The organism is Vibrio panuliri, from assembly GCF_009938205.1.
In the GTDB taxonomy this organism is placed as follows: domain Bacteria; phylum Pseudomonadota; class Gammaproteobacteria; order Enterobacterales; family Vibrionaceae; genus Vibrio; species Vibrio panuliri.
The window spans coordinates 2,979,201-3,000,875 of the sequence record NZ_AP019654.1 but is presented as its reverse complement, the minus strand read 5'-3'; the positions used below and the strand labels follow the sequence as shown (position 1 = coordinate 3,000,875).

Genomic DNA, 21,675 nt, shown 5'->3' with positions numbered 1-21,675 from the left:
ATAGAATTATTATTCTGTTTAAGCAATTGAACAATGTTTGTGCGCTAAAAGTCTGAACTAAATCGACTTTTGTCTTATAAATAAAAATGCCTCAGACAAACTGAGGCGTTAAAGTTTATTGAGATCTCACTTAGAGTTGGTGATTATCAAGATGCTGAATAAAGCTTGGTGCATCCATAAACCCAGTCACTCGCGCATTCGCCACATGTGCGCCAGTGCTATCCCAGAACTCAATGGTAGGTAGACCTAAGACATTAAGATGCTGAAGTAGCGCAATATCTTGAGCCTCATTTTTGGTCACGTCTGCTTGCAGCAAAATGAAGTTTTGCAGCTTGGCTTCAACCTGTGGCGTGTGGAAGGTATATTTTTCAAACTCTTTACAGGCGACACACCAGTCTGCGTAGTAGTCAAGCATCACTGGTTTTCCTGCTAACTTAGCCGCGGCAAGTTGCTGCTCAAGATCATTAACCGTGGAGATTTGAATAAACTCAATGGTTTGTTGCGACTCGTGTTGTTGAGGATTGAACCAGTAGTTCAACAGCGGTTGAGCGGAGGCAAACAAACCCAATACCGCAATGATACCAACAGTGCTTTGCTTCCATCCGCCAAAGGTAAGACTGTTCTTTATGTGGTAGAGCCAACCAAAGGCCACAATGCCAAGGGTTGACCAAAGCGCCGTTGCCCATAATTCCGGTAAAATGCGTTCGAGCAAGAAAATAGGTGCTGCAAGTAAAACAAAGCCAAATAGAACTTTGACTCTGTCCATCCATCCGCCTGCTTTAGGCAGGAGTTTGTTACCAAATACTGCGGCTAGCATCAGTGGGATTCCCATACCCACAGCCAAGGCATAAAGTGCGACTGCACCGGTAACAAGATCACCGCTTTGCGCCACATACAATAGTGCACCAGAGAGTGGTGCTGTGGTGCAAGGTGAGCACACTAAGCCAGAAATCGCACCCATGGCGAACACTCCGGCATTATTGCCACCTTGTTGTTTGTTACTTAATCCATTTAGCCATGTCTGTACGCTTGAGGGTAGTTGCAAGGTGTACACGCCAAACATGGATAGAGCGAGAGCGACAAACAACACACTGAGACCGATCAATACGTAAGGATGCTGCATTGCCGCTTGGAACTGCATTCCAGCCGAGGCAACGACGAGCCCTAGAAGGGTATAAGTGAGTGCCATACCTTGTACGTAAATGAAGGATAACCCAAGCGCTCGACGGTGAGAGAGCTTACCGCCACCTAAGACGATACTGGTTAAGATTGGGTACATTGGTAGCACACATGGCGTGAATGCTAAGCCCACTCCAAGTGCCAAAAACAGTAAAGGAGTCCACCAGTTGTCAGCTAACTTGCTTGCCAAGCTGTTCTCTTGTGATTGTGGCGTAGTGCTCGGCTTATCGACGGAAGAGTTAGAGTCCGAAGTTGCGCTTGTTGGCGGTTGATTTGAAGCAGAAGCCGCTGAAAATGGCTCGATATCGATAACTCGAGTTTCGGGAGGATAACAAAAACCAGCTTTTGCACAGCCCTGGTATTGAACGATTAAGCGGGCGCCTGACTGGTATTGCTCCAGCGGAACTTCAACAAACAACGGATTGGTGTAAATATGCACATCACCAAAGAATTCGTCGTGGTATGGCTTGCCGTCACGCATAGTGAGTGGCCCAAGCGTCACTTTCTCTGCACTGATAGAGATGCGCTCTTGGTAGAGGTAATAGTCGGCTTTTACCTGCCAATCAAGGAAAACACGGTTTCCTTGTTGAAAGTGGTTAAATGGAAAGGCCTCATCAACGGGGACAAACCGGTTGTTATTGTTGGTAAAGCTGGGCGAACTTGTCTCTTTGCCAAATAGTGCCATTGCGGGTGTTGCAACGATACTTAAGCATAAAAACAGAAGGGTAAAAGCTGAGCGCATACAAATATCACTTAATTTAACTTGCGAGTATTTTACGTACAGGTTGAAGTTTTATCCAATCCAACCTTCGATAGACTTTATATGACAGAGAAAACAAGTAAATAGTTTCAGTCTCAAAGGCAGTTTGTGCCATATCGTGGCGAAATCAAAACAAGCAGGTATAAAAAATGGCGCCTTTGCGCCATTTTTAAACTCATATGACAGAGTTAAATCACCATTCCGCCGAAGGCAAAGCCCAGTGCAACAGCAGAGCTTATGGTGACAACACCAGGAATAAAGAACGGGTGATTGAATACATACTTACCAATTCGTGTGGATCCTGTGTCATCCATCTCGACGGCAGCTAATAGTGTTGGGTATGTCGGTAGGACAAATAGAGCGCTTACCGCAGCAAATGAGGCGACTGCTGTTAATGGTGCGACACCGATCGCCAATGCTGCAGGCATTAGAGCGACGGTTGTTGCGCCTTGCGAGTAAAGTAACATTGATGCGAAGAATAGCACCAGTGCCAGCATCCACGGGTAGTCGGCCAATAGCTCTCCAGCGAACTCTTTAATGCCATCGACATGCGCATTAACGAAAGTCGCGCCTAGCCATGCAACACCTAACACACAAACACAAGCCGTCATACCTGAGCGGAAAGTGCTAGCAGCAGGGATCTGGTTGGCGTCAATTTTGGTGATTAGCACAATCAGCGCCGCAGCCGCTAACATTACCGTCATGATAGCTTCGTTGCGACCAAGAGCCGGGTTATCGATCAAACCAATTGAGTTCGAAATTGCCGCAGCGTAGCAAACCACTAATCCGATAGCGGCAAGAAAGATGTAGGTTGCGGTTTTTGCTGTGGGTAGCAGTTCGCGCTTTTCTTCACTGGCTAGCTTGATTAAACCTTGTTCTAATCGTTGCTGATAAATAGGGTCGTCTTTGAGTTCGCGTCCCATAAAGTTCGCCACGAATGCGCCAATCATACAAGCGATAAACGTCGTTGGAATGCACACCGCGAGTAGGGTGAGATAATCTACGCCGACAGGTGCTAGCATCGCCGCAAATGCGACAACCGCTGCAGAGATAGGCGAGGCAGTGATCGCGATTTGTGAGGCTATCACTGCGATAGAGAGCGGACGAGACGGACGAACGCCTTGCCCTTTTGCAACTTCAGCGATGACCGGCAGTGTTGAAAATGCGGTATGCCCTGTCCCCGCCATTAATGTCATTAGGAAAGTGACAATCGGCGCGTAAAAGGTAATTCGCTTTGGGTTTTTGCGTAGAAAATTTTCCGCCACTTGCACTAACCAGTCCATACCGCCTGCCACTTGCATTGCGGCAATCGCGGTGATAACTGACATAATGATTAAAATAACATCAACTGGAATATAAGCTTGACTGGTAGGGACACCTAAACCCAGTGACAAAGCGATAACCCCCGCTCCGCCTGCAAAGCCTATTCCAATCCCTCCGATTCTCGCTCCTAAAAAGATAAAGAGCAGAACGACGAACAGTTCGACTGCTACCATAATATGACCCTCATGTATTTTATTTTTTAATTCATGGCGTTAGCTGTTTGAACAAAGGTGTTCAAAAAAAGCGTCGTGACGCCATGAGTCGACTTAATACGCCCAAATTGGGGCGTTAAAAAAGGGTCCTCACGGGACCCTTGTAATATTTGTTATTCGTAACGCTTGGCTTTATACGTTGGATGCATGAAGTTTTCAACGCAAAGGATCTCATCGAGCTCTTCTGCGGTGAGTAATCCGCGGTCTAAAACGACTTCGCGGACACTCTTTCCTGTCTCCGCACAAATCTTGCCGACGATATCGCCTTCATGGTGACCGATGTATGGGTTTAGGTAGGTAACGATACCGATAGAGTTGTAAACGTAGTTCTCACAGATCTCTTTGTTAACGGTAATACCATCAATACACTTGTCACGTAGATTGACACATGCGTTGTGTAGCAGTGAGATTGACTCAAACATACTTTGAGCAATCACTGGCTCCATCACGTTTAGCTGAAGCTGACCGCCTTCCGCTGCAAATGAGATGGTGTTGTCGTTACCAAGTACTTTAAAGCACACTTGGTTGACGACTTCAGGAATCACTGGGTTTACTTTCGCTGGCATAATTGAAGAACCGGCTTGTAGCTCAGGTAGGTTCAACTCGTTAAGACCAGAGCGAGGACCAGAAGAAAGCAGACGCAAATCGTTACAGATTTTCGATAGTTTCACGGCTAGGCGTTTTAGAGCGCCGTGGGTCATTACATAAGCACCACAGTCAGAAGTTGCTTCAATCAAATCTTCTGCAGGTACCACTTCCAATCCTGTCACTTCAGCAAGGTGTTTCACTGCAAGACCTTGGTAACCGGTTGGTGCGTTTAGACCTGTACCGATTGCCGTGGCACCCAAGTTGATCTCAAGCAGTAATTTTGAGGTGTAATCAAGTGCGCGAATCTCTTCATTCAACGTTACAGCCCAAGCGTGGAACTCTTGACCAACCGTCATTGGAACCGCATCTTGCAACTGAGTACGTCCCATTTTTAGCACGCCTTTGAACTCTTGTGCTTTGAGTTCGAATGCCCCTTTTAGGTACTCAATCGCGTCCATCAGTTTGTGCACGCTATTGAAAACAGCAATGCGGAAACCAGTAGGGTAAGCACAGTTGGTTGATTGGCTCTTGTTTACGTGATCGTTTGGATTGATAAACTGATATTGGCCTTTTTCTTTGCCCATCAGCTCTAGCGCAACGTTAGCAATGACTTCGTTGGTATTCATGTTTACTGATGTGCCAGCACCACCTTGGAATACGTCCGAAGGGAACTGATCCATGCACTTGCCAGTTTCAAGAATGAGGTCACATGCTTCAAGGATGTAATTCGCAACTTCTTTTGGAATTGCACCCAACTCTTTGTTTGCTAGAGCGGCTGCTTTTTTAGTCATGACCATACCGCGAACAAATTCAGGCACATCGGAAATGGTGTTGTTTGAAATGTTGAAGTTTTCGATTGCGCGCAGAGTGTGAATACCGTAGTAGGCATCTGCCGGTACGTGACGTTGACCCAGTAGATCTTCTTCGATGCGAGTAGCAGCGTTCGCTGATGTAGCTTCAGATAGGGTAGCCATAGGTGGATCCTTTATTAATTATTATCAAATTAAGCTCGTGTCATGCCAATTCTGAAATTAAGAATCCATTCGCCAGAAATGTTGGCTGAAATCCGTCCTGACTGTTATGTAGCACATGATACTGCACCTAGTTCTTAAAAATAGTAACTGGATCACTATTTAGGTCAAAGTCATGAAAAACATTTCATCAATTTGATGCACTTCATTATCTGACTCAATAGTTGTTAAGCAGAGTGATGATCAATAGAGGTGACATTGTTAATGCCATGAGTAACGACACAATTTCTTCCACTTGCTTTGGCGTGATAGAGCGCATTATCCGCTCTTTCATAGCTTTCTCGCCACTTATCGGTGATTGGTGCGATGCCGACACTGATGCTGATAGGGTACTCCGTCCATCTGGCTATTTCTTGATTTACACGACGCATAAGTGTTTGCGCTTTCTCGGCATCAACGTGCTGGATGATCATGGCAAACTCATCGCCGCCAATACGACCAATCACATCACTATCACGCATTATCTGGCGTAGTTTACTGCTGACAAATAGGATCGCTTGATCGCCAAACGCATGGCCGCGAGAGTCATTGATTGACTTGAAGTCATCAATATCAATGATCGCGAGACAACTAGGCGGATGATTTTTATAACGAGAGATCAGTTTCGCTTGCTCGCTGAGTAAAACTTCAAATTTTGCTTTATTCCATAAGTTGGTGGCGCTGTCGCACTCACTTAATGTTTGTAGTTCGGCAATCTTTTTGCGATGCACGCTAATATCAGTGAACGAATGGACAAAGTAGTGGATGTCAGTTTGCTGGGGATCCAGTGGACGAATTTCTAACTCACAACTGAGTTGGTCTTGATTAGCATTGCGTAGTTCGATACTGCCTTTCCAGTAGCGTTTTGTTTGAAGAGTTTTGGTTAACTTGCGAGTGGAAATGGGTAAGAGTTGCAAATGCTTGAGCTGCTCGCCAAGTAGCTGTTCATGATGGTAGCCCGTTAGTTCAAGAAAGCGATGGTTGGCTCTAAGAATGTTAAAGTGGCTGTCGGTGAGAACAATTGCACTGCTACTTTCAACCAATAGGTTGGTAAAAGCGTGATCGATTTTACTCCGGCGGTAGGTTTCAAACATCATAGTAAAAATGCCGGCACCTAACCCAAGAGCCAGCCAGATAATACCCACTTCAAGCAGCAACAACTCAAACCTTGCCGCCCCGCCTTTAGCAAACAAGCTCTGTGGGTAAAAGGTGACTAATGTCAGGCCGCTAACATGGTTGAACAAAGGAGTTTGTACGGTTCGATAAACATATAATCCATCATCAGCAAGATAACTGCCAGCGGCAGGTTGGCTTTGAATTAGCTTCCACAGCGCAGGGAACTCCTTACCTATCTGGTGGTGCTCGCGCTCATTGATTAAGTGACCAAATAACTTATCCGTGCGAGTGCTAAGCAGATAAAAACCCGCTTGATCAATAAAGTCGACGGGTAGGTTTTGTGTGTTTTGAGTGATTTCGTCGATTAACTGCAGTACATCTAAGTTAGCGACAAAATAACCGAGCCGTTCGGTGTGACTCTTATGAATGTAGTCGAGAGGGTAGATGATTCGAAAGCCGGGTTTGTATGGCAGAACCACTTTCCCGTGTTCATACTCTAAATCAATGCCGACATAGCCAGTTTGGTTCGTTTTGAGTTGCTGTGACTTAAGGAAATAATCTCGATGGGCTTTGTTTTGCAGTTGTGCTTCGGTAACGATATGCGGCTGCTCACTGCCGTTAGGGTAATCGACTCGGATCACTTCATCGCCTCGCATATCAATAAAGCGCAACTGGTCAAAGCGAGATGAGTTAAGTGAGGCGATATACCACTGCTTTTCTAGGTAATCTTTTAAGCGAGGATCATTGGAGTGAGCAAAATCATGCAATAGAGAAGAGTGGCTTATTTCGTAAGTCGTTTTCTCGATTTCTGAATAGATAACCTGCGCTCTTTCGTCAACAAACGACAAAAACTGCAAGCCTTGAGTTTGCAGTTGCTTGTACATTTCGTCTTGTGTTTTCGAACTGACGTACCAGTAGTACAGCAAAGGGATCAGTGTTAAACCCAACCACAAGACCAGCATATTTCTGCTTATGCGCACCAGTCTTTTCATTAATTTTATACGCTCGCGCTATAACTCTATATACCGTAGACCATTCTGGTTAAATTGGCTAGTCACGATTTGTGATAACTCTTGATTGGAAACAGTTGTGGTCAGGCACACTTAACGCTAATGTGTTCAAAACAAAAGGAGGTCATGTGTTTCCTATTTTACTTTTACTGTTTATCTTAGTCCCGATTATTGAAATCGGCTTATTTATTCAAGTAGGCGGATTTCTTGGCCTTTGGCCGACGATTGCTCTTGTGTTGATTACTGCCTTTGTTGGGGCATCACTGGTTCGCAGCCAAGGTTTGCAAACCTTGCTCAATGTGCAGAATCGTCTTCAGCAGGGTGAGTTACCTGCTCAACAGATTTTTGAAGGCGTCATGTTAGCAGTGGCTGGCGTATTGTTGTTAACGCCTGGGTTTATGACTGATGCATTAGGTATGCTTGTGCTGCTACCTGCTCCTCGTGCGGCTATCGCCAAGTACTTGATGAGCAAAATGGTGGTGAAGTCAGTGGGTGGTGGTTTTCACGGCAGTTTTGGCAACCAAGGTGGTTTTGGTGGGCAGAATGGCTTTGATAACGACCCATTTCAGCGTAATCCATTCGATCAACGCGACGATCAGGGCAATACGTTTGAAGGCGAATACGAGCGCAAAGATGACGATGACAATGATCGACCTAAGTTAAAGTAGTGTCGATATGATGATTTAAGGGCGCCGAGGCGCCCTTTTGACGTTATTAAAGGGGCTTATTGTGCACCGTTAAATCCCATTTGACGCCAAGCTTCATAAGCAATGATTGCCACAGCATTGGACAAGTTCAAGCTGCGTGCATCTGGCATCATTGGAATACGAATACGCTGTTCCATGGGCAGGTTTTCAATTACTTCTGCCGGAAGGCCACGGGTTTCAGGTCCAAACATCAACACATCTCCTGCTTGGAACTGGGCATCGGTATGGTGGCCAGTCGTCTTAGTCGTACAAGCGAAAATGCGGTACTGACCTTCACGCTCGTCATTTAAGTAATCTAAGAAAGCTTGCAGGTTTTTGTGGCGCTTTACTCGCGCTAGGTCATGGTAGTCCAATCCTGCACGACGGACCTTTTTCTCTTCCAAATCAAAACCTAAAGGTTCAATAAGGTGCAAGTTGGCGCCACAGTTGGCGCAAAGTCGAATAATATTGCCAGTATTTGGTGCAATTTCAGGTTCGTATAGAGCGATATCAAACATGGAATCTAACGGTGTCATCAAAGAAAGTTGCTTCGAGTATAACAGGATGTAAAGAGGGGCGGGATAGTGCGTGAGTATTTAGCGGTGTCAGCTAACCACCGCTAAGTTACTTGTTCGCTATGTGAAGTGCTTAGCGATCTAGTGCTTTGCTGTAGTTTGCCTCAACCGCAGGCCAGTTGACCACGTTCCACCAAGCATCAATGTATTCAGGGCGGCGGTTTTGGTAACTGATGTAGTAGGCATGTTCCCACACATCTAGGGCCAAGATAGGTTCTCCTTGTGTGGAAGCCACATCCATTAGCGGATTGTCTTGATTAGGGGTTGAAACGATCGCCAGTTCGCCATTTTTAACGATTAGCCAGACAAAACCCGAACCAAAGGTATTGATCGCGGCTTGAGTGAACTGCTCTTTGAAGCTGGCTAGGCCACCAAACGTATTTTCAATCGCTTCGGCTAAGTTCCCGCTTGGCTGACCACCACCGTTGGGAGCCATACAATGCCAGTAAAGGATATGGTTGTAGTAGCCACCGCCATTATTGCGCACAGCAGGAGACAGTTGAGAGATGTTGGCGAAAATGGCTTCTAAGCTGGTGGTTTCTAAATCACTTCCCGCGATGGCGGCAATAAATTTATCGTAGTATGTGCGATGGTGTTTGCTGTAGTGCACTTCCATGGTTTTGGCGTCAATATATGGCTCTAAGGAGTCATAGGCGTATGGGAGTTCGGGAAATTGATGTGACATTGTAAATCCTCCTTGTTGAAGGATTTACTTTAAATGATAATGAGATCGATTATCAACTGTCTGTTTGTAAGGGTATTGGTGCCTTACGTTACTCAAATACGAGAGGAAGGCAAATTTTTACGCGTAAACCGCCCAGTGGACTTCGAATCGCTTCAATACTGCCACTGTGCTGACGCACGGCGGTTTGAGTTATCGCAAGACCAAGTCCGGTGCCACCGCTTACTCGGTCTCGCGCGGTTGAGACACGATAGAAAGGACGGAAAATAGCTTCAAGTTCTTGTTCGGGAACGCCCTCACCATTGTCATCAACGAGAATGATCACTTGTTCTCGCTCAGCAGTGATCGAGACTTCAATCTGATCTTTACCATAGAGAATGGCGTTGCGAACAATGTTGTCGAGCGCACTCATTAATAATTTTGGTTTACCTGAGATCTTTCGTTCAGGGATTGCTGAGTAAGTGAGTGTTTTCCCCATTTGCTCGGCTTCAAATTGAGCATCACTGAGGATCGCTTCCCATAAACTTGAGAGTGGTTGCTGTTCACGGTCGGTGTGGCTATCGAGTTGCGTACGAGACAGCTCCAATAGCTCTGCAATCATTTGTTCTAGACGCTGTGCTTCAGTGTCGATACGGCTTAACTCTGGGCTTTCTCCCTGCTTGCGTGTTGCGAGGGCTGTCGCCATTCGCAAGCGGGTTAGGGGAGAGCGTAACTCATGGGAAATATCAGATAGCAGGCGCTGTTGGCCGGAAATCATATGATTGACGTCTTGCACCATTTGGTTAAAAGCCGTTCCTGCTTGACGAAACTCCGAGGTCCCTTTTTCTAAGCTGGGATCGGCTATAAACTCACCTTTGGCGACTCGTTTTGCTGCCCGTTCTAATTTACGTGCAGGTTGACTCAATGCCCAAGCAAGCCACAACAGAAATGGCGTGCTGACAGCCATCACGGTTAACAGAAGTTGCAGAGGGTGGTCAAATAAACGTAATAGAAATGGTGGCGGCTCATCCCACTTAAAAGAGATGTACATATGCAGCGGTTGATTGGCTAATGTAACAGGAACGGGACCTGCCACCATAAAATGGCCGTACAACCTTTGTTTGGGCTCATCGGCAGACTCAATTGTCGAGATCAAATTTTGTAAGGCTCGCACCTTAAAATCACGCTGCTTTTGAATGCTGACAATATTGCCATCGAGATCGGTTAAGAAGTAACGGGGTTTAGGATCGCGAGGCGACGGACGATCGGCGGCAATCCGGCGCAGTAATCGTTGGAAATTCGTTTCACTTTGATAACGCTGCTCAATATGAGTGGCAAACCGTTGCATTTGTTTGTAACTCTCGGCAGGAATAGCGTGTGGTTTGCGTGGATCAAGATGTGGCAAGGTGAGTACGGCAATCACCACCAACAACATGGTGAGCCAAAAAATCGCAAAAATACGCCCATATAGGCTAGTGAAACGCGGTAAGCGCATCAATCTTCCTCCATCAATAAGTAGCCACGCCCTCGAAGTGTTTTGATTCTAGGCTTTCCATCGCTACGCTCAGGCAGCTTTTTACGCAAATTGGAAACATGCATATCGATAGCGCGATCAAAGGCGGCCAATCGCTTACCAAGCACATCTAAGCTTAACTCTTCTTTGGTGATGGTGGCGCCGGGGTGGGCAATAAAGTGGCTCAATAGGGCAAACTCGGTTGTGGTCAAATCAATCAGCTGTTCTTGGCAGTACGCTTCCTGTTTGCCCGGGTAGACTTTGATATCTTGATACTCAAGGCAATCGCTCGATTTGCTGGTAGTATTTTGTGTGCGGCGCAAGATGGCGCGAATTCTCGCCAGCAACTCTCTATCGCTAAATGGCTTGGGTAGGTAATCATCTGCGCCGAGTTCTAAACCGATAACACGGTCAATCTCTTCCCCTTTGGCGGTAAGCATTAACACAGGGGTTTCCCATTTCTCGCGGATACGTTTTAGGGTTTCGGTGCCATTTAACTTGGGCATCATCACATCAAGCAAGATCAGATCGATATCTTTGTTCAGTGCCATCAATCCTGCTTCGCCATCATTGGCTTCAGAAACGGTAAAGCCCTCAAAACTAAGAACCTCATTAAGTAGGCTGGTCAGTTCAGTATCATCATCAATCAGTAAGATATGCGCCATTGTGTTGCCCTTCATATAAGCGTTACCTCAAGTATATTACTGGTTATTGCTGCCAAGCATTAGCGTAATTTTTGCTCTTTACGTATCTTTACGCTCTCTAGACGCCAATTTACGCCCAGCCAACTAATCTATATTCAAGCGCTGCAATCGCAGCCTCACTAACACACTTAAAAGGTAGAGATTATGAAAACTGTTAAGAAACTTGTTTTGGCTGCGGCGGTTGTTCCACTAGCATTTGCGTCAGCAAGCGCATTCGCATTTGGTGGTAAAGGCGAACACAGAGGTGGGCACTGCCAAGGTGGTATGGATCGCGGCATGATGAAGCAGCTTGACCTAACCGATGCACAAAAAGAACAGCTAAAAGAGATGCGTGAAGCGAACAAAGCGCAGATGAAAGAAAATTATCAAGCGAACTTCGAAGCGCGCAAAGCGGAGCGTCAAGCACACCATGAGCAAGTGCAGCAACTTGTATTGGCGGACAATTTTGATCAAGCGGCAGCTAATGACCTAGCAAAACAGATGGTTGAGAAGCAAACTGAACGTAAAGTGAAGATGCTAGAGAAGCAGCATCAGATGCTTAGCATCTTAACTCCTGAGCAAAAAACGAAGTTTGTTGAGTTGAGCAAAGAGCGCATGGAAAAGTGTGCTGAGAAACATCAAAAACGCAGCTAAGTAGTTGTTACAATTCTTAAGGCAGCCATCTGGCTGCCTTGTTGCTTATTCACTTCACTGGTTATAATTGCCGCATGGCAAATGATTAACAAAGTGCAATGAAACACGATTACGCAAAGCTAGTCACCATCGCGGCGTGGGCTGCGACCTTAGTAGCGACCTTTTTACTTATCATCAAGCTAGCAGTTTGGTGGATTACTGGCTCGGTAAGTCTGCTCGCTTCATTAATAGACTCGATGCTCGATATTGCGGCATCCGTCGTCAACCTCGTTGTGATTCGCTATTCTCTTCAACCTGCCGACAGAGAGCACCGTTTTGGGCATGGTAAAGCCGAGTCTTTAGCTGCTCTCGCGCAAGCGATGTTTATTTCCGGTTCAGCTGTATTCCTGATTCTAAATGGTATTGAGCGTTTCTTTAGGCCGCATGAGTTGCAATCGCCAGAGCTAGGGGTTTATGTCAGCTTTTTGGCCATCGTGGTGACATTTGCGTTAGTTCGCTTTCAAAAAAGTGTGGTGCGCAAAACGGGCAGTCAGGCGATTGCTGCGGATTCATTGCATTACCAAACCGACTTATACATGAATGGCGCCATTATGATTGCCCTTGGACTGAGCTGGTTTGGCTTCGGTCAGGCGGATGCCGTCTTTGCTGTCGCTATCGGCGGCTATATTTTGTTTAGTGCATTTAAGATGGTTAATGAAGCGATTCAAACGCTGCTTGATCGCCAGTTGCCTGAGGAAGAATTACTGAAAATCAAACAGGTTTGCTTACAGGTTGAAGGTGTGCTTGGTGTGCATCAGTTACGAACTCGTATGTCTGGTCCGGTACGTTTTATTCAACTTCATTTAGAGTTGGAAGATGAATTGAAATTAATAGAGGCGCATCGAATTTCTGACCAAGTAGAGATAGCTTTACTGGCAGCATTCCCACAAGCCGATATCCTTATCCATCAAGACCCATTCTCCGTGGTACATACCTCAGAGCGTTTACAAAAATCAGCAGACTGGTAAGGCGGGTTTTGATTGGACAGTGGCGGTGGATTGACTATCTTTTCAACGATGCGACAAATAAACGTGATACTGATATGTATCAACAAAGTTAATGAGCAAAACTGTAATACTCTTACATAAGTAGAAAACTTACATAATTTCGTGCAAATAAAAGTAGTATTCCTATCAAGGCAAGGTAACATATTGCACAGCTAACGAATTTGATCAGCGGCTTTTCTGTAAGCCTCTAACGTAAAATTTGAAACAAGATTCCCAAAAATCGAGGGTGAGCATGATTAAGAAGATCGGTGTTTTAACGAGTGGTGGTGATGCACCTGGTATGAACGCAGCAATTCGCGGTGTTGTACGTACGGCGTTATCTGAAGGGCTAGAAGTATACGGTGTATACGATGGCTACCTAGGTCTTTATGAAGATCGTATCGTGAAATTAGACCGCTCTAGCGTGTCTGATGTGATCAACAAAGGCGGTACATTCCTAGGCTCTGCGCGTTTCCCAGAATTTAGAGATGTAGCCGTTCGTGAGCAAGCGATCGAAAACCTGAAGAAGCATGACATTGATGCATTGGTTGTTATCGGTGGTGATGGTTCTTACATGGGTGCGAAAAAGCTAACAGAAATGGGCTACCCATGTATCGGTCTACCAGGCACTATCGACAACGATATTGCGGGTACAGATTACACTATCGGTTACCTGACTGCATTAAACACTGTTATTGATGCTATCGACCGTCTGCGCGACACTTCTTCATCTCACCAACGTATCTCGATCGTTGAGATCATGGGACGTCACTGTGGCGATCTAACGCTAATGTCTGCGATTGCTGGTGGTTGTGAATACATCATCACTCCAGAAACTGGTCTAGACAAAGAGAAGCTGATTGGCAACATCCAAGACGGCATCGAAAAAGGTAAGAAACACGCAATCATCGCGCTTACTGAGCTGATGATGGATGCTAACGAATTAGCGAAAGAGATTGAAGCGGCTACGGGTCGTGAGACTCGCGCAACGGTTCTTGGTCATATTCAACGCGGTGGCCGCCCAACGGCATTTGACCGTGTACTTGCGTCTCGCATGGGTAACTATGCGGTACACCTTCTACAACAAGGCCAAGGTGGTCGTTGTGTAGGTATCGTGAAAGAGCAACTTGTTCACCACGACATCATTGATGCCATCGAGAACATGAAACGCCCAGTGCGTAATGACTTGTATCAAGTCGCTGAAGAGCTATTCTAAGCTCCACGCTCGGACAGTAAAAAAAACCACCTTTTGAGGTGGTTTTTTTGTCTCTAAAGCGTGTTAGATAATTTTGTCGCTCTTGTTTTTTTCAATCGATTTTGCCCGACTCGGCATGGCTCGATTTTGAAAGGTTTTATGCACACCGCGGCGCAGTGCTTGGATGCGATTTTCCGCTTTGTCTACGCCGAGTAGCACGCTTAAAGCAAGTAATGTTATCAGCACCGATTGCTGCATATAGCCCAGACCTATCATCATACCTAACGCCGCCAGTACCCATATAACGGCAGCGGAAGTGACACCATGAATTTTGCCATCTTGGGTCATCATCACACCGGCGCCAAGAAACCCTACTCCCGTAATGATTTGCCCCAGCACGCGAGCCTGATCCAACGTATTGGGTGACAATGACACCGCCATTGACATAAAGAAGTAGGTTCCAGAGATAACCAAAATAGAGGTACGAATCCCAACGGGCTTGCCTCGGGTTTGGCGCTCGACACCAATCAAGACGCCATTTAAGGCACAGCAAAGTAAGCCAGCCCAACTAAAAGGGCCTAAGTCGAGCAGGTGGGCGAGATTTGTTGGCATAGTTACCTCCCAAATGGGCGGAGTATCCTTGCAATTGCACAGGCTGGCGAACAAAAGATCGTGTTACTTAAGATAAATTTAGCTTGTTGAGTGAGTCATCGCTAGTGATGAGTTTTGATCTTCATGGTCATTGTTCTTTTATACGCGCGACTTGAGCAATCTGTGCGTTACTCTAAGTGTAAATCAAGTGGTGTTTTGCTGGCTCGCCCGCCAATTTCACGGGTTAACTTTGGCACGAGATAACCTGAGACCTGCTCAATTAACCCCGCCATTAATTGTTTGGCTTCTTGGTCGCTGACGAAAAAGTGTGCTGCGCCTTGTACTTTGTCGAGAACGTGCAAGTAGTACGGCAGAATGTTTGCGTCGAACAGCGCTTCACTTAATGCGACCAAAGCAGCAGTTGAGTCGTTGACGCCCTTGAGTAGCACCCCTTGATTAAGCAGCGTGACGCCCGCTTGTTTGAGGCGAGCAGTCTGCACTTTCAGTTCTTGATTCACCTCATTGGCGTGGTTGATATGAGTAACGAGTACCACCTGTAAGCGCGTGGCACTTAGGATATCAATCAGTTCTTCAGTGACTCGAGCTGGGATCACGACTGGCAAGCGAGAGTGAATCCGTAGACGCTTAATATGAGGAATCGCAGCAATCCGAGTAATAAGCCAGCGTAACTCATCATCTTTCGCCATCAGTGGATCACCACCAGAGAGGATCACTTCATTAAGCTCAGGATGGTTGGCGAGATAATCAAGGCTGTTTTGCCAAATGGCTTTGCTGCCTTTATTGTCTTGATAAGGGAAATGGCGACGGAAACAGTAGCGGCAGTTTACGGCACAGCCACCTTTGACAATCATTAGGGCACGGTTACGATATTTGTGTAGCAATCCCGGAACTGGATTGTCTTGTTCTTCTAAAGGATCGGTAGAGTACCCCTCATGTACCGCAAATTCTTCTGATAAGGGCAGAACTTGGCGTAAAAGCGGATCAAAAGCATTGCCTTTTTCCATTCTATCGACAAAACTTTGCGGCACACGCTGTGCAAAAAGCGTTCTCGCTTCAAATCCGTGTTGCCATGGTGAAGGATCAATTTCCAGTTGTTCTAGCAGTTTTGCAGGATCAGAGATCCCATTCGCTAGCTGTTTGAGCCAGTTTTGCTCAACAGAATCGGCATTTCGGGTTATGATGTGCGGCATTAAATTTAACTCGAAGAATGGTAAGAGGAAAAAATGGCTACTGTTAGCACGAATGAATTCAAAGGCGGTCTTAAAATTATGCTTGATAACGAGCCTTGTGTCATTCTCGAAAATGAGTATGTAAAACCAGGTAAAGGTCAAGCATTCAACCGCGTTAAAATCCGTAAGCTGCTTTCAGGTAAAGTTCTAGAGAAAACATTCAAGTCTGGCGACACTGTTGAAGTGGCTGACGTAATGGATATCGATCTAGATTACCTATACAGCGATGGCGAATTCTACCACTTTATGAACAACGAAACGTTTGAGCAAATTGCTGCAGATATGAAAGCAGTAGGCGAAAACGCTAAATGGTTGGTAGAAAACAACACTTGTATGCTAACACTTTGGAACGGTAACCCAATCGCAGTTACACCACCAAACTTCGTTGAACTAGAAGTTGTTGAGACAGATCCAGGTCTAAAAGGTGATACCCAAGGTACAGGTGGTAAGCCAGCAACACTATCAACTGGTGCAGTAGTTCGCGTACCACTATTCATTGCAATTGGCGAAGTGATCAAAGTTGACACTCGTACAGCTGAATACGTAAGCCGCGTAAAATAATCGCCGCTTAAAAATAAAAAAGGTCACTTCGGTGGCCTTTTTTATTTTTCTGCTAACTTTGATATGACACAATTCCTACTATTGGATATCTCATTAAACTGAAGAGCATGAAACAGACGCTGCAAATTTGGCTTGATGCCGCTCGCCCTAAAACCTTGCCGTTGGCGCTAGTCTCTATTTTGACTGGTAGTGTTTTGGCGTTCTCGAGCCACCATTTTTCTCTATCGGTTGCGGTATTGGCATTTATTACTGCGACACTACTACAGATCTTATCGAATCTGGCGAATGATTATGGAGATGCAGTCAAAGGAACCGACAACGAAGCTCGCTTAGGTCCGACAAGGGCAATTCAATCTGGTGCTGTGACACCAAAGACAATGAAACAAGCCATTATCGTGAACGTTATATTGACGATGGTGGCGGGTTTAGTGCTGGTGCTACACGCACTGAACAGCTGGGAAAGCATACTGGCCTTTATGGGCTTAGGTCTACTCGCAATTGGCGCTGCTATTGCTTATACCGTGGGTAACAAACCGTATGGCTATGTAGGACTCGGTGATATTTCCGTGTTTACTTTCTTCGGTTTGTTAGGGGTCGCAGGGACTTATTTCCTTCACACAGGTATTGTTGATCTCTCGCTTATTCTGCCAGCAATAGGGTGTGGCTTACTCGCTGTTGCGGTACTGAATATCAATAACATGCGTGATATTGAGAACGATGAACGTTGTGGAAAGCGAACGGTAGCGGTTCGTTTGGGACAAAAGCGCGCTAAGCAATATCACTTTATCTTGCTGGCGGGGGCTGTTGCAGCATTTATTGCCTATCTACTGCTACAACCTTCACCAATTTGGGTAATGTTGCCGTTTTTATTGAGCTTAATGGTGACGTTTAAGCATGGGCGAGCTGTATGGCTCGCAGAGCAACCTGCGCAGATTGCACCTATGATGCCTGTTGTGGTTAAGTGCTCTCTGGTAACCAACTTGTTGTTTGCAGGAGTGGTTATAGCTCAAACTCTGGTGAGTTAATTTCAGCTTGTCATTGCAATGACAAAGTGACTGGATATACTCGATTTATACGACCAATGCTATGAGAATGAATGCGATGGAATACAATACTTCAGCATTATGCGATATCTACTTAGACCAAGTTGATGTGGTGGAGCCAATGTTTAGTAACTTTGGTGGCAGCGCCTCGTTTGCGGGTCAAATCACGACAGTAAAATGTTTTGAGGATAACGGCATTATCCGCGAAATTCTTGAGCAAGATGGCGTAGGTCGAGTATTACTCATTGATGGTGGTGGCTCGCTTCGTCGCGCCTTAGTTGATGCTGAAATAGCAGCGTTGGCTGAAGAGAATGAATGGGAAGGCATCGTAGTCTATGGTTGTGTCCGTGAGGTCGATGAACTTGAAGACATGAGCATCGGTATTCAAGCTTTAGCATCCATTCCCGTTGGTGCAACAGGGCGAGGAGAGGGGGAAGTCGATATCCCAGTCAACTTTGGCGGCGTTACCTTTATCCCAGAAGACTATCTCTACGCAGACAATACTGGTGTCATTCTTTCCCAAGAGCCACTCAATATCGACCTTGATTTAGATGACGATGAAGTCGAAGATATTTAATAAACAAGCCAGCGTAATGCTGGCTTTTTTAATCGACTGACAAATGGTCACTACACTGAAAGCTGACGATATTGCTGACGTAATCGAAGTGCGTATAAGTAGCTTAAAGTGCCGCCGAGAATATTTCCCGCCGCAATACCAAAGAGCACCCCTTCAACGCTATAGATCATCCCACCAAGCCAAGCTAAAGGTAGCGTGAACAGGAACAATCGCATTGCACTCCACTGAAAGGCTTTGATGGGTTGATGCAAGGCATTTAGTCCAGAGACCAACATCATCATAATCCCCTGAAAACCATAACTAAAAGGCACCACGATTAGGTAATGCCACAATTGGTTTTGCACGGCTTGCTCTTGGGAGAACATTGCTGAAAGCGGAATGCTCAGTGGTACCATCATAATAAAGATCACTAATTGGAATGCGATAGCAAAGCGCATGCTTAAAAACAAACCCGCGAAGCTGCGCTCTGGGTTATCGGCACCAAAATTTTGCGCCATAAATGGCGTAAGCGCTGAGGTGAGTGACATTAAAACTAAGATAAGGATAGACTCAATGCGCTGCGCGGCGCCATAAGCGGCGACCACAGAGGTGCCGTGTGTTGAGAGAATCATCATCAGTAGCGCTCCCGAGAGGGGAGACATTGCATTGGATAGCCCTGCTGGGGTGCCAATTTTGAGGATCATTTTGCAATCTTCGATGACAAAGGCGAAATTTGGCCAAGCCAATAATTTTTCGCGTTTTATCAGCACGTAAAGTGAACCGATTAATGCGCCGAACCAACTGACGGCGCTGGCTATCGCTGCGCCTTGGATGCCTAATTCAGGGAATGGACCGTAACCGAAGATCAATAACGGGTCGAGCACACCATTAATCAGACCAGCGAGCATCATGATCTTGGCCGGGGTTTTGGTATCGCCAGTGGCACGAATCGCGCTGTTGCCTGCCATTGGTATGACCAACAATGGAATCGAGAAGTACCAAATCACCATATACTGTTTGATCAAAGGGATCAGTGCCGCTTCTGCGCCAAGGGCGAGGAATAGTGGCTCAATGGTCAATAAGCCCAGTGTAGATGCTAGTGTGACGAGCATAATAGCGAGCAGTAAGCCATGGCTAGTAAAGCGCGCAGCATCTTGAGCTTGGCGTTGCCCAAGTAGGCGACCGATATTGGTTGATAATCCAATACCAATTCCCATGGTGATGCAGTTTACGGTAAAGGTGACTGGGAAGGTATAACTGACGGCAGCTAGGGCTTGGGTACCCAATAGGGAGATAAAAAAGGTATCGACCAAGTTAAACATTAAGATAGCGATCATACCCATCGTCATAGGGATGGTCATTTGGCGTAGCACTTTAGGAATAGAGCCGGTCAGTAGGCCGTGTTTGTCGTGCATAACTTAGTCTAACTGGGGTAAAAGCGTAGAATACTTGATTCACTACGATGGGGATAGGGTGAAGTCGTTATTTTGCCGTAATCCGTTAGCGCGGATCATCAGATAACAAAAAGGCCAGCCGAAGCTGACCTTAGCGTGTATTTTCGAAAATGAAATCGAAAATTAAGCTTTCGCTTTAGCTGCCGCTTTAGCGATAGCCGCAAAGCTCTTAGCGTCTAGAGAAGCACCACCAACTAGAGCACCGTCGATGTCTGGTTGTGAGAAGTAAGCTTCTGCGTTTTCTGGTTTAACGCTGCCGCCGTATTGGATGATTACTTGTTCTGCAACTGCTGCATCTTTCGCTGCGATTAGTGCGCGGATAGAAGCGTGGATGCGTTGTGCATCTTCAGCTGTTGCTGCTTTACCAGTACCGATAGCCCAGATTGGCTCGTATGCGATGATTGCATCGTTTAGTGCTTCAACACCGTACGCGTCGATAACTGCGTTGATTTGACGTGCACAAACTGCTTCAGTTTCGCCTGCTTCGTTTTGCGCTTCAGATTCACCGATACAGAAAACAGGTTTTAGACCGTTCTCTTTTAGGAAAGCGAATTTCTTCGCGATGAACTCGTCAGATTCTTCGTGGTACTCACGACGCTCTGAGTGACCGATGATGATGTGAGTAGCACCAAAGTCTTTCAGCATTTCTGGAGACATATCGCCAGTGAACGCACCGCTGTTGTTTAGGTCAGTGTTTTGTGCGCCAAGGATGATCTTGTTACCGCCTTCAGCGATTACGCGCTCAGCTAGGTCGATGTAAAGTGCTGGTGGCGCGACTGCCACGTCAACACCTTCAACGCCTTCAAGTTCAGCGTTAAGACCAGTCAGCAGCTCTTTCACCATTGCTTTGCTGCCATTAAGTTTCCAGTTACCCATCACTACAGGACGACGCATAGGAATATCTCCATATTTAAATTAAAGCGTTAATGTAAAAAATCTACGTAAGAATATAACAGAATAAATCTCTCAGATCATGACCCGCATCATTTCTTATTTAGGATTTGATCGATGGCTTGAAACATTTATCTAAACATTCATTCACTCTATGACTATCAGTGATCTCCTAGACAGAATGATAGCAACTCACTCGGCATTCGTTGGGGAAATTGGTATTAGTGCCTTCTAAATCGGTGATAGACAGGGGACGTTATGCCACATTTAGTAATGGAGTATTCTAATTCCGTGGAAGAGCGCGTAAATATTCAACGCTTGTTGGAAGATCTACATCAAGCTGCCATACAATCAGGTTTGTTTGATGCGCCATCGCTTAAGTCACGTGCGCGTCGCTATCACGACTGGCTGATTGGTGATGAAGCTGATAGTGTAGATTTTATTCATATTACGTTTGAGTTGTTAGACGGACGCAGTGCCGAGCAAAAGCGCGAACTGTCGCGCATGTTAATGGCAGTGCTGCAGCAACAAGCAGCGCATATTTACAGTTTAACCGTCAACATACGTGATATGGATCGAGAGTGTTTTCAAAAAGTGGTCAATTAGCCACGATTTTTAGGTGTGTAAGATGTCGATTAAAGAGTTACTGTTTTCCTTTCAGGGGCGTATAGGGCGGAAAGTTTACTGGACTTGGAACCTATTCTACTACTTGATGATTTTTGGTTTTGGTATCGGGATAAACAGCTTGTTCCCAGCCAGTGCCTACCTGATTTTTCCGGTGTTTTTGCTCTTTGTATTGGTACCGGATTTGGCGATAACGGCAAAACGTTGGCATGACCGTGGGAAGTCGAGCTGGTGGTTATTGCTTAATATTCCGGTGGTGGTTGGTCGTATGACTGTACCTACCGCGGATCCAGGCGTACCAGTGGACACCACGACCTTGCAGATGCTGACTTCATTGGCGGCATTGGTGTGTGGAGTGTGGATTCTGATCGAATGTGGCTTTATGAAAGGTCAGTCGGGCAACAATCAGTATGGCCCAGAGCCTCGTTAGAACGTCACCTTAAGGCAAACAAATAAGAGCAAGCGTCAATGCTTGCTCTTTTACTATTTACTGAAAGTCGGGGTGAAAATAGTAC

General features: G+C 45.9%; 21 protein-coding genes. 9 read left to right on the top strand and 12 right to left on the bottom strand.

From position 1 onward, the window contains the following. Positions 1-130: 130 nt before the first annotated feature. The 4 genes from GZK95_RS13790 to GZK95_RS13775 form a co-directional block, all read right to left on the bottom strand. Positions 131-1,921 carry a protein-disulfide reductase DsbD gene (locus GZK95_RS13790; protein ID WP_075716099.1) on the bottom strand — a complete coding sequence of 597 codons (1,791 nt, stop codon included), beginning with the start codon at positions 1,919-1,921 and terminating at the stop codon, positions 131-133. 206 nt (positions 1,922-2,127) lie between these two features. After that, positions 2,128-3,435, bottom strand: a complete 1,308-nt coding sequence (locus GZK95_RS13785; RefSeq protein ID WP_075708800.1) for an anaerobic C4-dicarboxylate transporter — start codon at positions 3,433-3,435, stop codon at positions 2,128-2,130. 152 nt (positions 3,436-3,587) lie between these two features. Then, on the bottom strand, positions 3,588-5,036 hold the full coding sequence (aspA, locus tag GZK95_RS13780; protein WP_075716100.1) for an aspartate ammonia-lyase: 1,449 nt from the start codon (positions 5,034-5,036) through the stop codon (positions 3,588-3,590). Between the two features lie 224 nt (positions 5,037-5,260). Then, complete coding sequence (locus tag GZK95_RS13775) at positions 5,261-7,150, bottom strand: GGDEF domain-containing protein (protein ID WP_161987212.1); 1,890 nt, start codon at positions 7,148-7,150, stop codon at positions 5,261-5,263. A gap of 176 nt (positions 7,151-7,326) precedes the next feature. On the opposite strand from GZK95_RS13775, the gene GZK95_RS13770 reads away from it, so the two are divergent. After that, positions 7,327-7,866: an FxsA family protein gene (locus GZK95_RS13770; protein WP_075716102.1), complete on the top strand. Its 540-nt coding sequence runs from the start codon at positions 7,327-7,329 to the stop codon at positions 7,864-7,866. 56 nt (positions 7,867-7,922) lie between these two features. Here GZK95_RS13770 and trmL read toward each other — a convergent pair whose 3' ends face one another. The 4 genes from trmL to GZK95_RS13750 form a co-directional block, all read right to left on the bottom strand. Next, positions 7,923-8,402 carry a tRNA (uridine(34)/cytosine(34)/5-carboxymethylaminomethyluridine(34)-2'-O)-methyltransferase TrmL gene (trmL, locus tag GZK95_RS13765; RefSeq protein WP_075708804.1) on the bottom strand — a complete coding sequence of 160 codons (480 nt, stop codon included), beginning with the start codon at positions 8,400-8,402 and terminating at the stop codon, positions 7,923-7,925. Between the two features lie 130 nt (positions 8,403-8,532). Then, complete coding sequence (locus GZK95_RS13760) at positions 8,533-9,144, bottom strand: superoxide dismutase (RefSeq protein WP_075716103.1); 612 nt, start codon at positions 9,142-9,144, stop codon at positions 8,533-8,535. Positions 9,145-9,232: 88 nt separating this feature from the next. Next, complete coding sequence (gene cpxA, locus GZK95_RS13755; protein WP_075716104.1) at positions 9,233-10,615, bottom strand: envelope stress sensor histidine kinase CpxA; 1,383 nt, start codon at positions 10,613-10,615, stop codon at positions 9,233-9,235. Continuing rightward, a complete protein-coding gene (locus GZK95_RS13750; RefSeq protein ID WP_075716109.1) occupies positions 10,615-11,298 on the bottom strand; it encodes a response regulator in 684 nt (227 codons plus the stop codon). Before GZK95_RS13750 ends, cpxA begins: the two co-directional genes overlap by 1 nt. 183 nt (positions 11,299-11,481) lie before the next feature. On the opposite strand from GZK95_RS13750, the gene GZK95_RS13745 reads away from it, so the two are divergent. From GZK95_RS13745 to pfkA, 3 genes are all read left to right on the top strand, one after another. Beyond that, positions 11,482-11,970, top strand: a complete 489-nt coding sequence (locus GZK95_RS13745) for a CpxP family protein (protein WP_075708807.1) — start codon at positions 11,482-11,484, stop codon at positions 11,968-11,970. Positions 11,971-12,068: 98 nt separating this feature from the next. Continuing rightward, the gene (gene fieF, locus GZK95_RS13740) at positions 12,069-12,977 is read left to right on the top strand and encodes a CDF family cation-efflux transporter FieF (protein ID WP_075716105.1); all 909 of its coding nucleotides are present in this window, start codon (positions 12,069-12,071) and stop codon (positions 12,975-12,977) included. 271 nt (positions 12,978-13,248) lie between these two features. Beyond that, the gene (gene pfkA / locus GZK95_RS13735) at positions 13,249-14,211 is read left to right on the top strand and encodes a 6-phosphofructokinase (protein ID WP_075708809.1); all 963 of its coding nucleotides are present in this window, start codon (positions 13,249-13,251) and stop codon (positions 14,209-14,211) included. Positions 14,212-14,274: 63 nt separating this feature from the next. Here pfkA and GZK95_RS13730 read toward each other — a convergent pair whose 3' ends face one another. Both GZK95_RS13730 and epmB read right to left on the bottom strand, forming a co-directional pair. Then, a complete protein-coding gene (locus tag GZK95_RS13730) occupies positions 14,275-14,802 on the bottom strand; it encodes an MgtC/SapB family protein (RefSeq protein WP_075716106.1) in 528 nt (175 codons plus the stop codon). A gap of 167 nt (positions 14,803-14,969) precedes the next feature. Then, entirely contained in the window at positions 14,970-15,992 is a 1,023-nt protein-coding gene (gene epmB, locus GZK95_RS13725; RefSeq protein ID WP_075716107.1) for an EF-P beta-lysylation protein EpmB, read from the bottom strand. A gap of 33 nt (positions 15,993-16,025) precedes the next feature. Here epmB and efp point away from each other — a divergent pair, with 33 nt between their 5' ends. From efp to rraA, 3 genes are all read left to right on the top strand, one after another. After that, positions 16,026-16,592 carry an elongation factor P gene (gene efp, locus GZK95_RS13720; RefSeq protein WP_075708812.1) on the top strand — a complete coding sequence of 189 codons (567 nt, stop codon included), beginning with the start codon at positions 16,026-16,028 and terminating at the stop codon, positions 16,590-16,592. Between the two features lie 107 nt (positions 16,593-16,699). Then, positions 16,700-17,617, top strand: a complete 918-nt coding sequence (locus tag GZK95_RS13715) for a 1,4-dihydroxy-2-naphthoate polyprenyltransferase (RefSeq protein WP_075708813.1) — start codon at positions 16,700-16,702, stop codon at positions 17,615-17,617. Positions 17,618-17,693: 76 nt separating this feature from the next. After that, complete coding sequence (gene rraA / locus GZK95_RS13710; protein ID WP_075708814.1) at positions 17,694-18,212, top strand: ribonuclease E activity regulator RraA; 519 nt, start codon at positions 17,694-17,696, stop codon at positions 18,210-18,212. Positions 18,213-18,262: 50 nt separating this feature from the next. On the opposite strand, the gene GZK95_RS13705 is transcribed toward rraA, so the two are convergent. Beyond that, positions 18,263-19,606 carry an MATE family efflux transporter gene (locus tag GZK95_RS13705; protein WP_075716108.1) on the bottom strand — a complete coding sequence of 448 codons (1,344 nt, stop codon included), beginning with the start codon at positions 19,604-19,606 and terminating at the stop codon, positions 18,263-18,265. A 162-nt stretch (positions 19,607-19,768) separates the two neighbouring features. Continuing rightward, a complete protein-coding gene (gene tpiA, locus GZK95_RS13700) occupies positions 19,769-20,539 on the bottom strand; it encodes a triose-phosphate isomerase (protein WP_075708816.1) in 771 nt (256 codons plus the stop codon). A gap of 255 nt (positions 20,540-20,794) precedes the next feature. Between tpiA and GZK95_RS13695 the strand changes: the two genes are divergently transcribed. Together GZK95_RS13695 and GZK95_RS13690 are read left to right on the top strand one after the other, a co-directional pair. Then, a complete protein-coding gene (locus tag GZK95_RS13695; RefSeq protein ID WP_075708817.1) occupies positions 20,795-21,142 on the top strand; it encodes a 5-carboxymethyl-2-hydroxymuconate Delta-isomerase in 348 nt (115 codons plus the stop codon). A 22-nt stretch (positions 21,143-21,164) separates the two neighbouring features. After that, the gene (locus GZK95_RS13690) at positions 21,165-21,590 is read left to right on the top strand and encodes a DUF805 domain-containing protein (RefSeq protein WP_075708818.1); all 426 of its coding nucleotides are present in this window, start codon (positions 21,165-21,167) and stop codon (positions 21,588-21,590) included. The last annotated feature ends 85 nt before the right edge of the window (positions 21,591-21,675 follow it).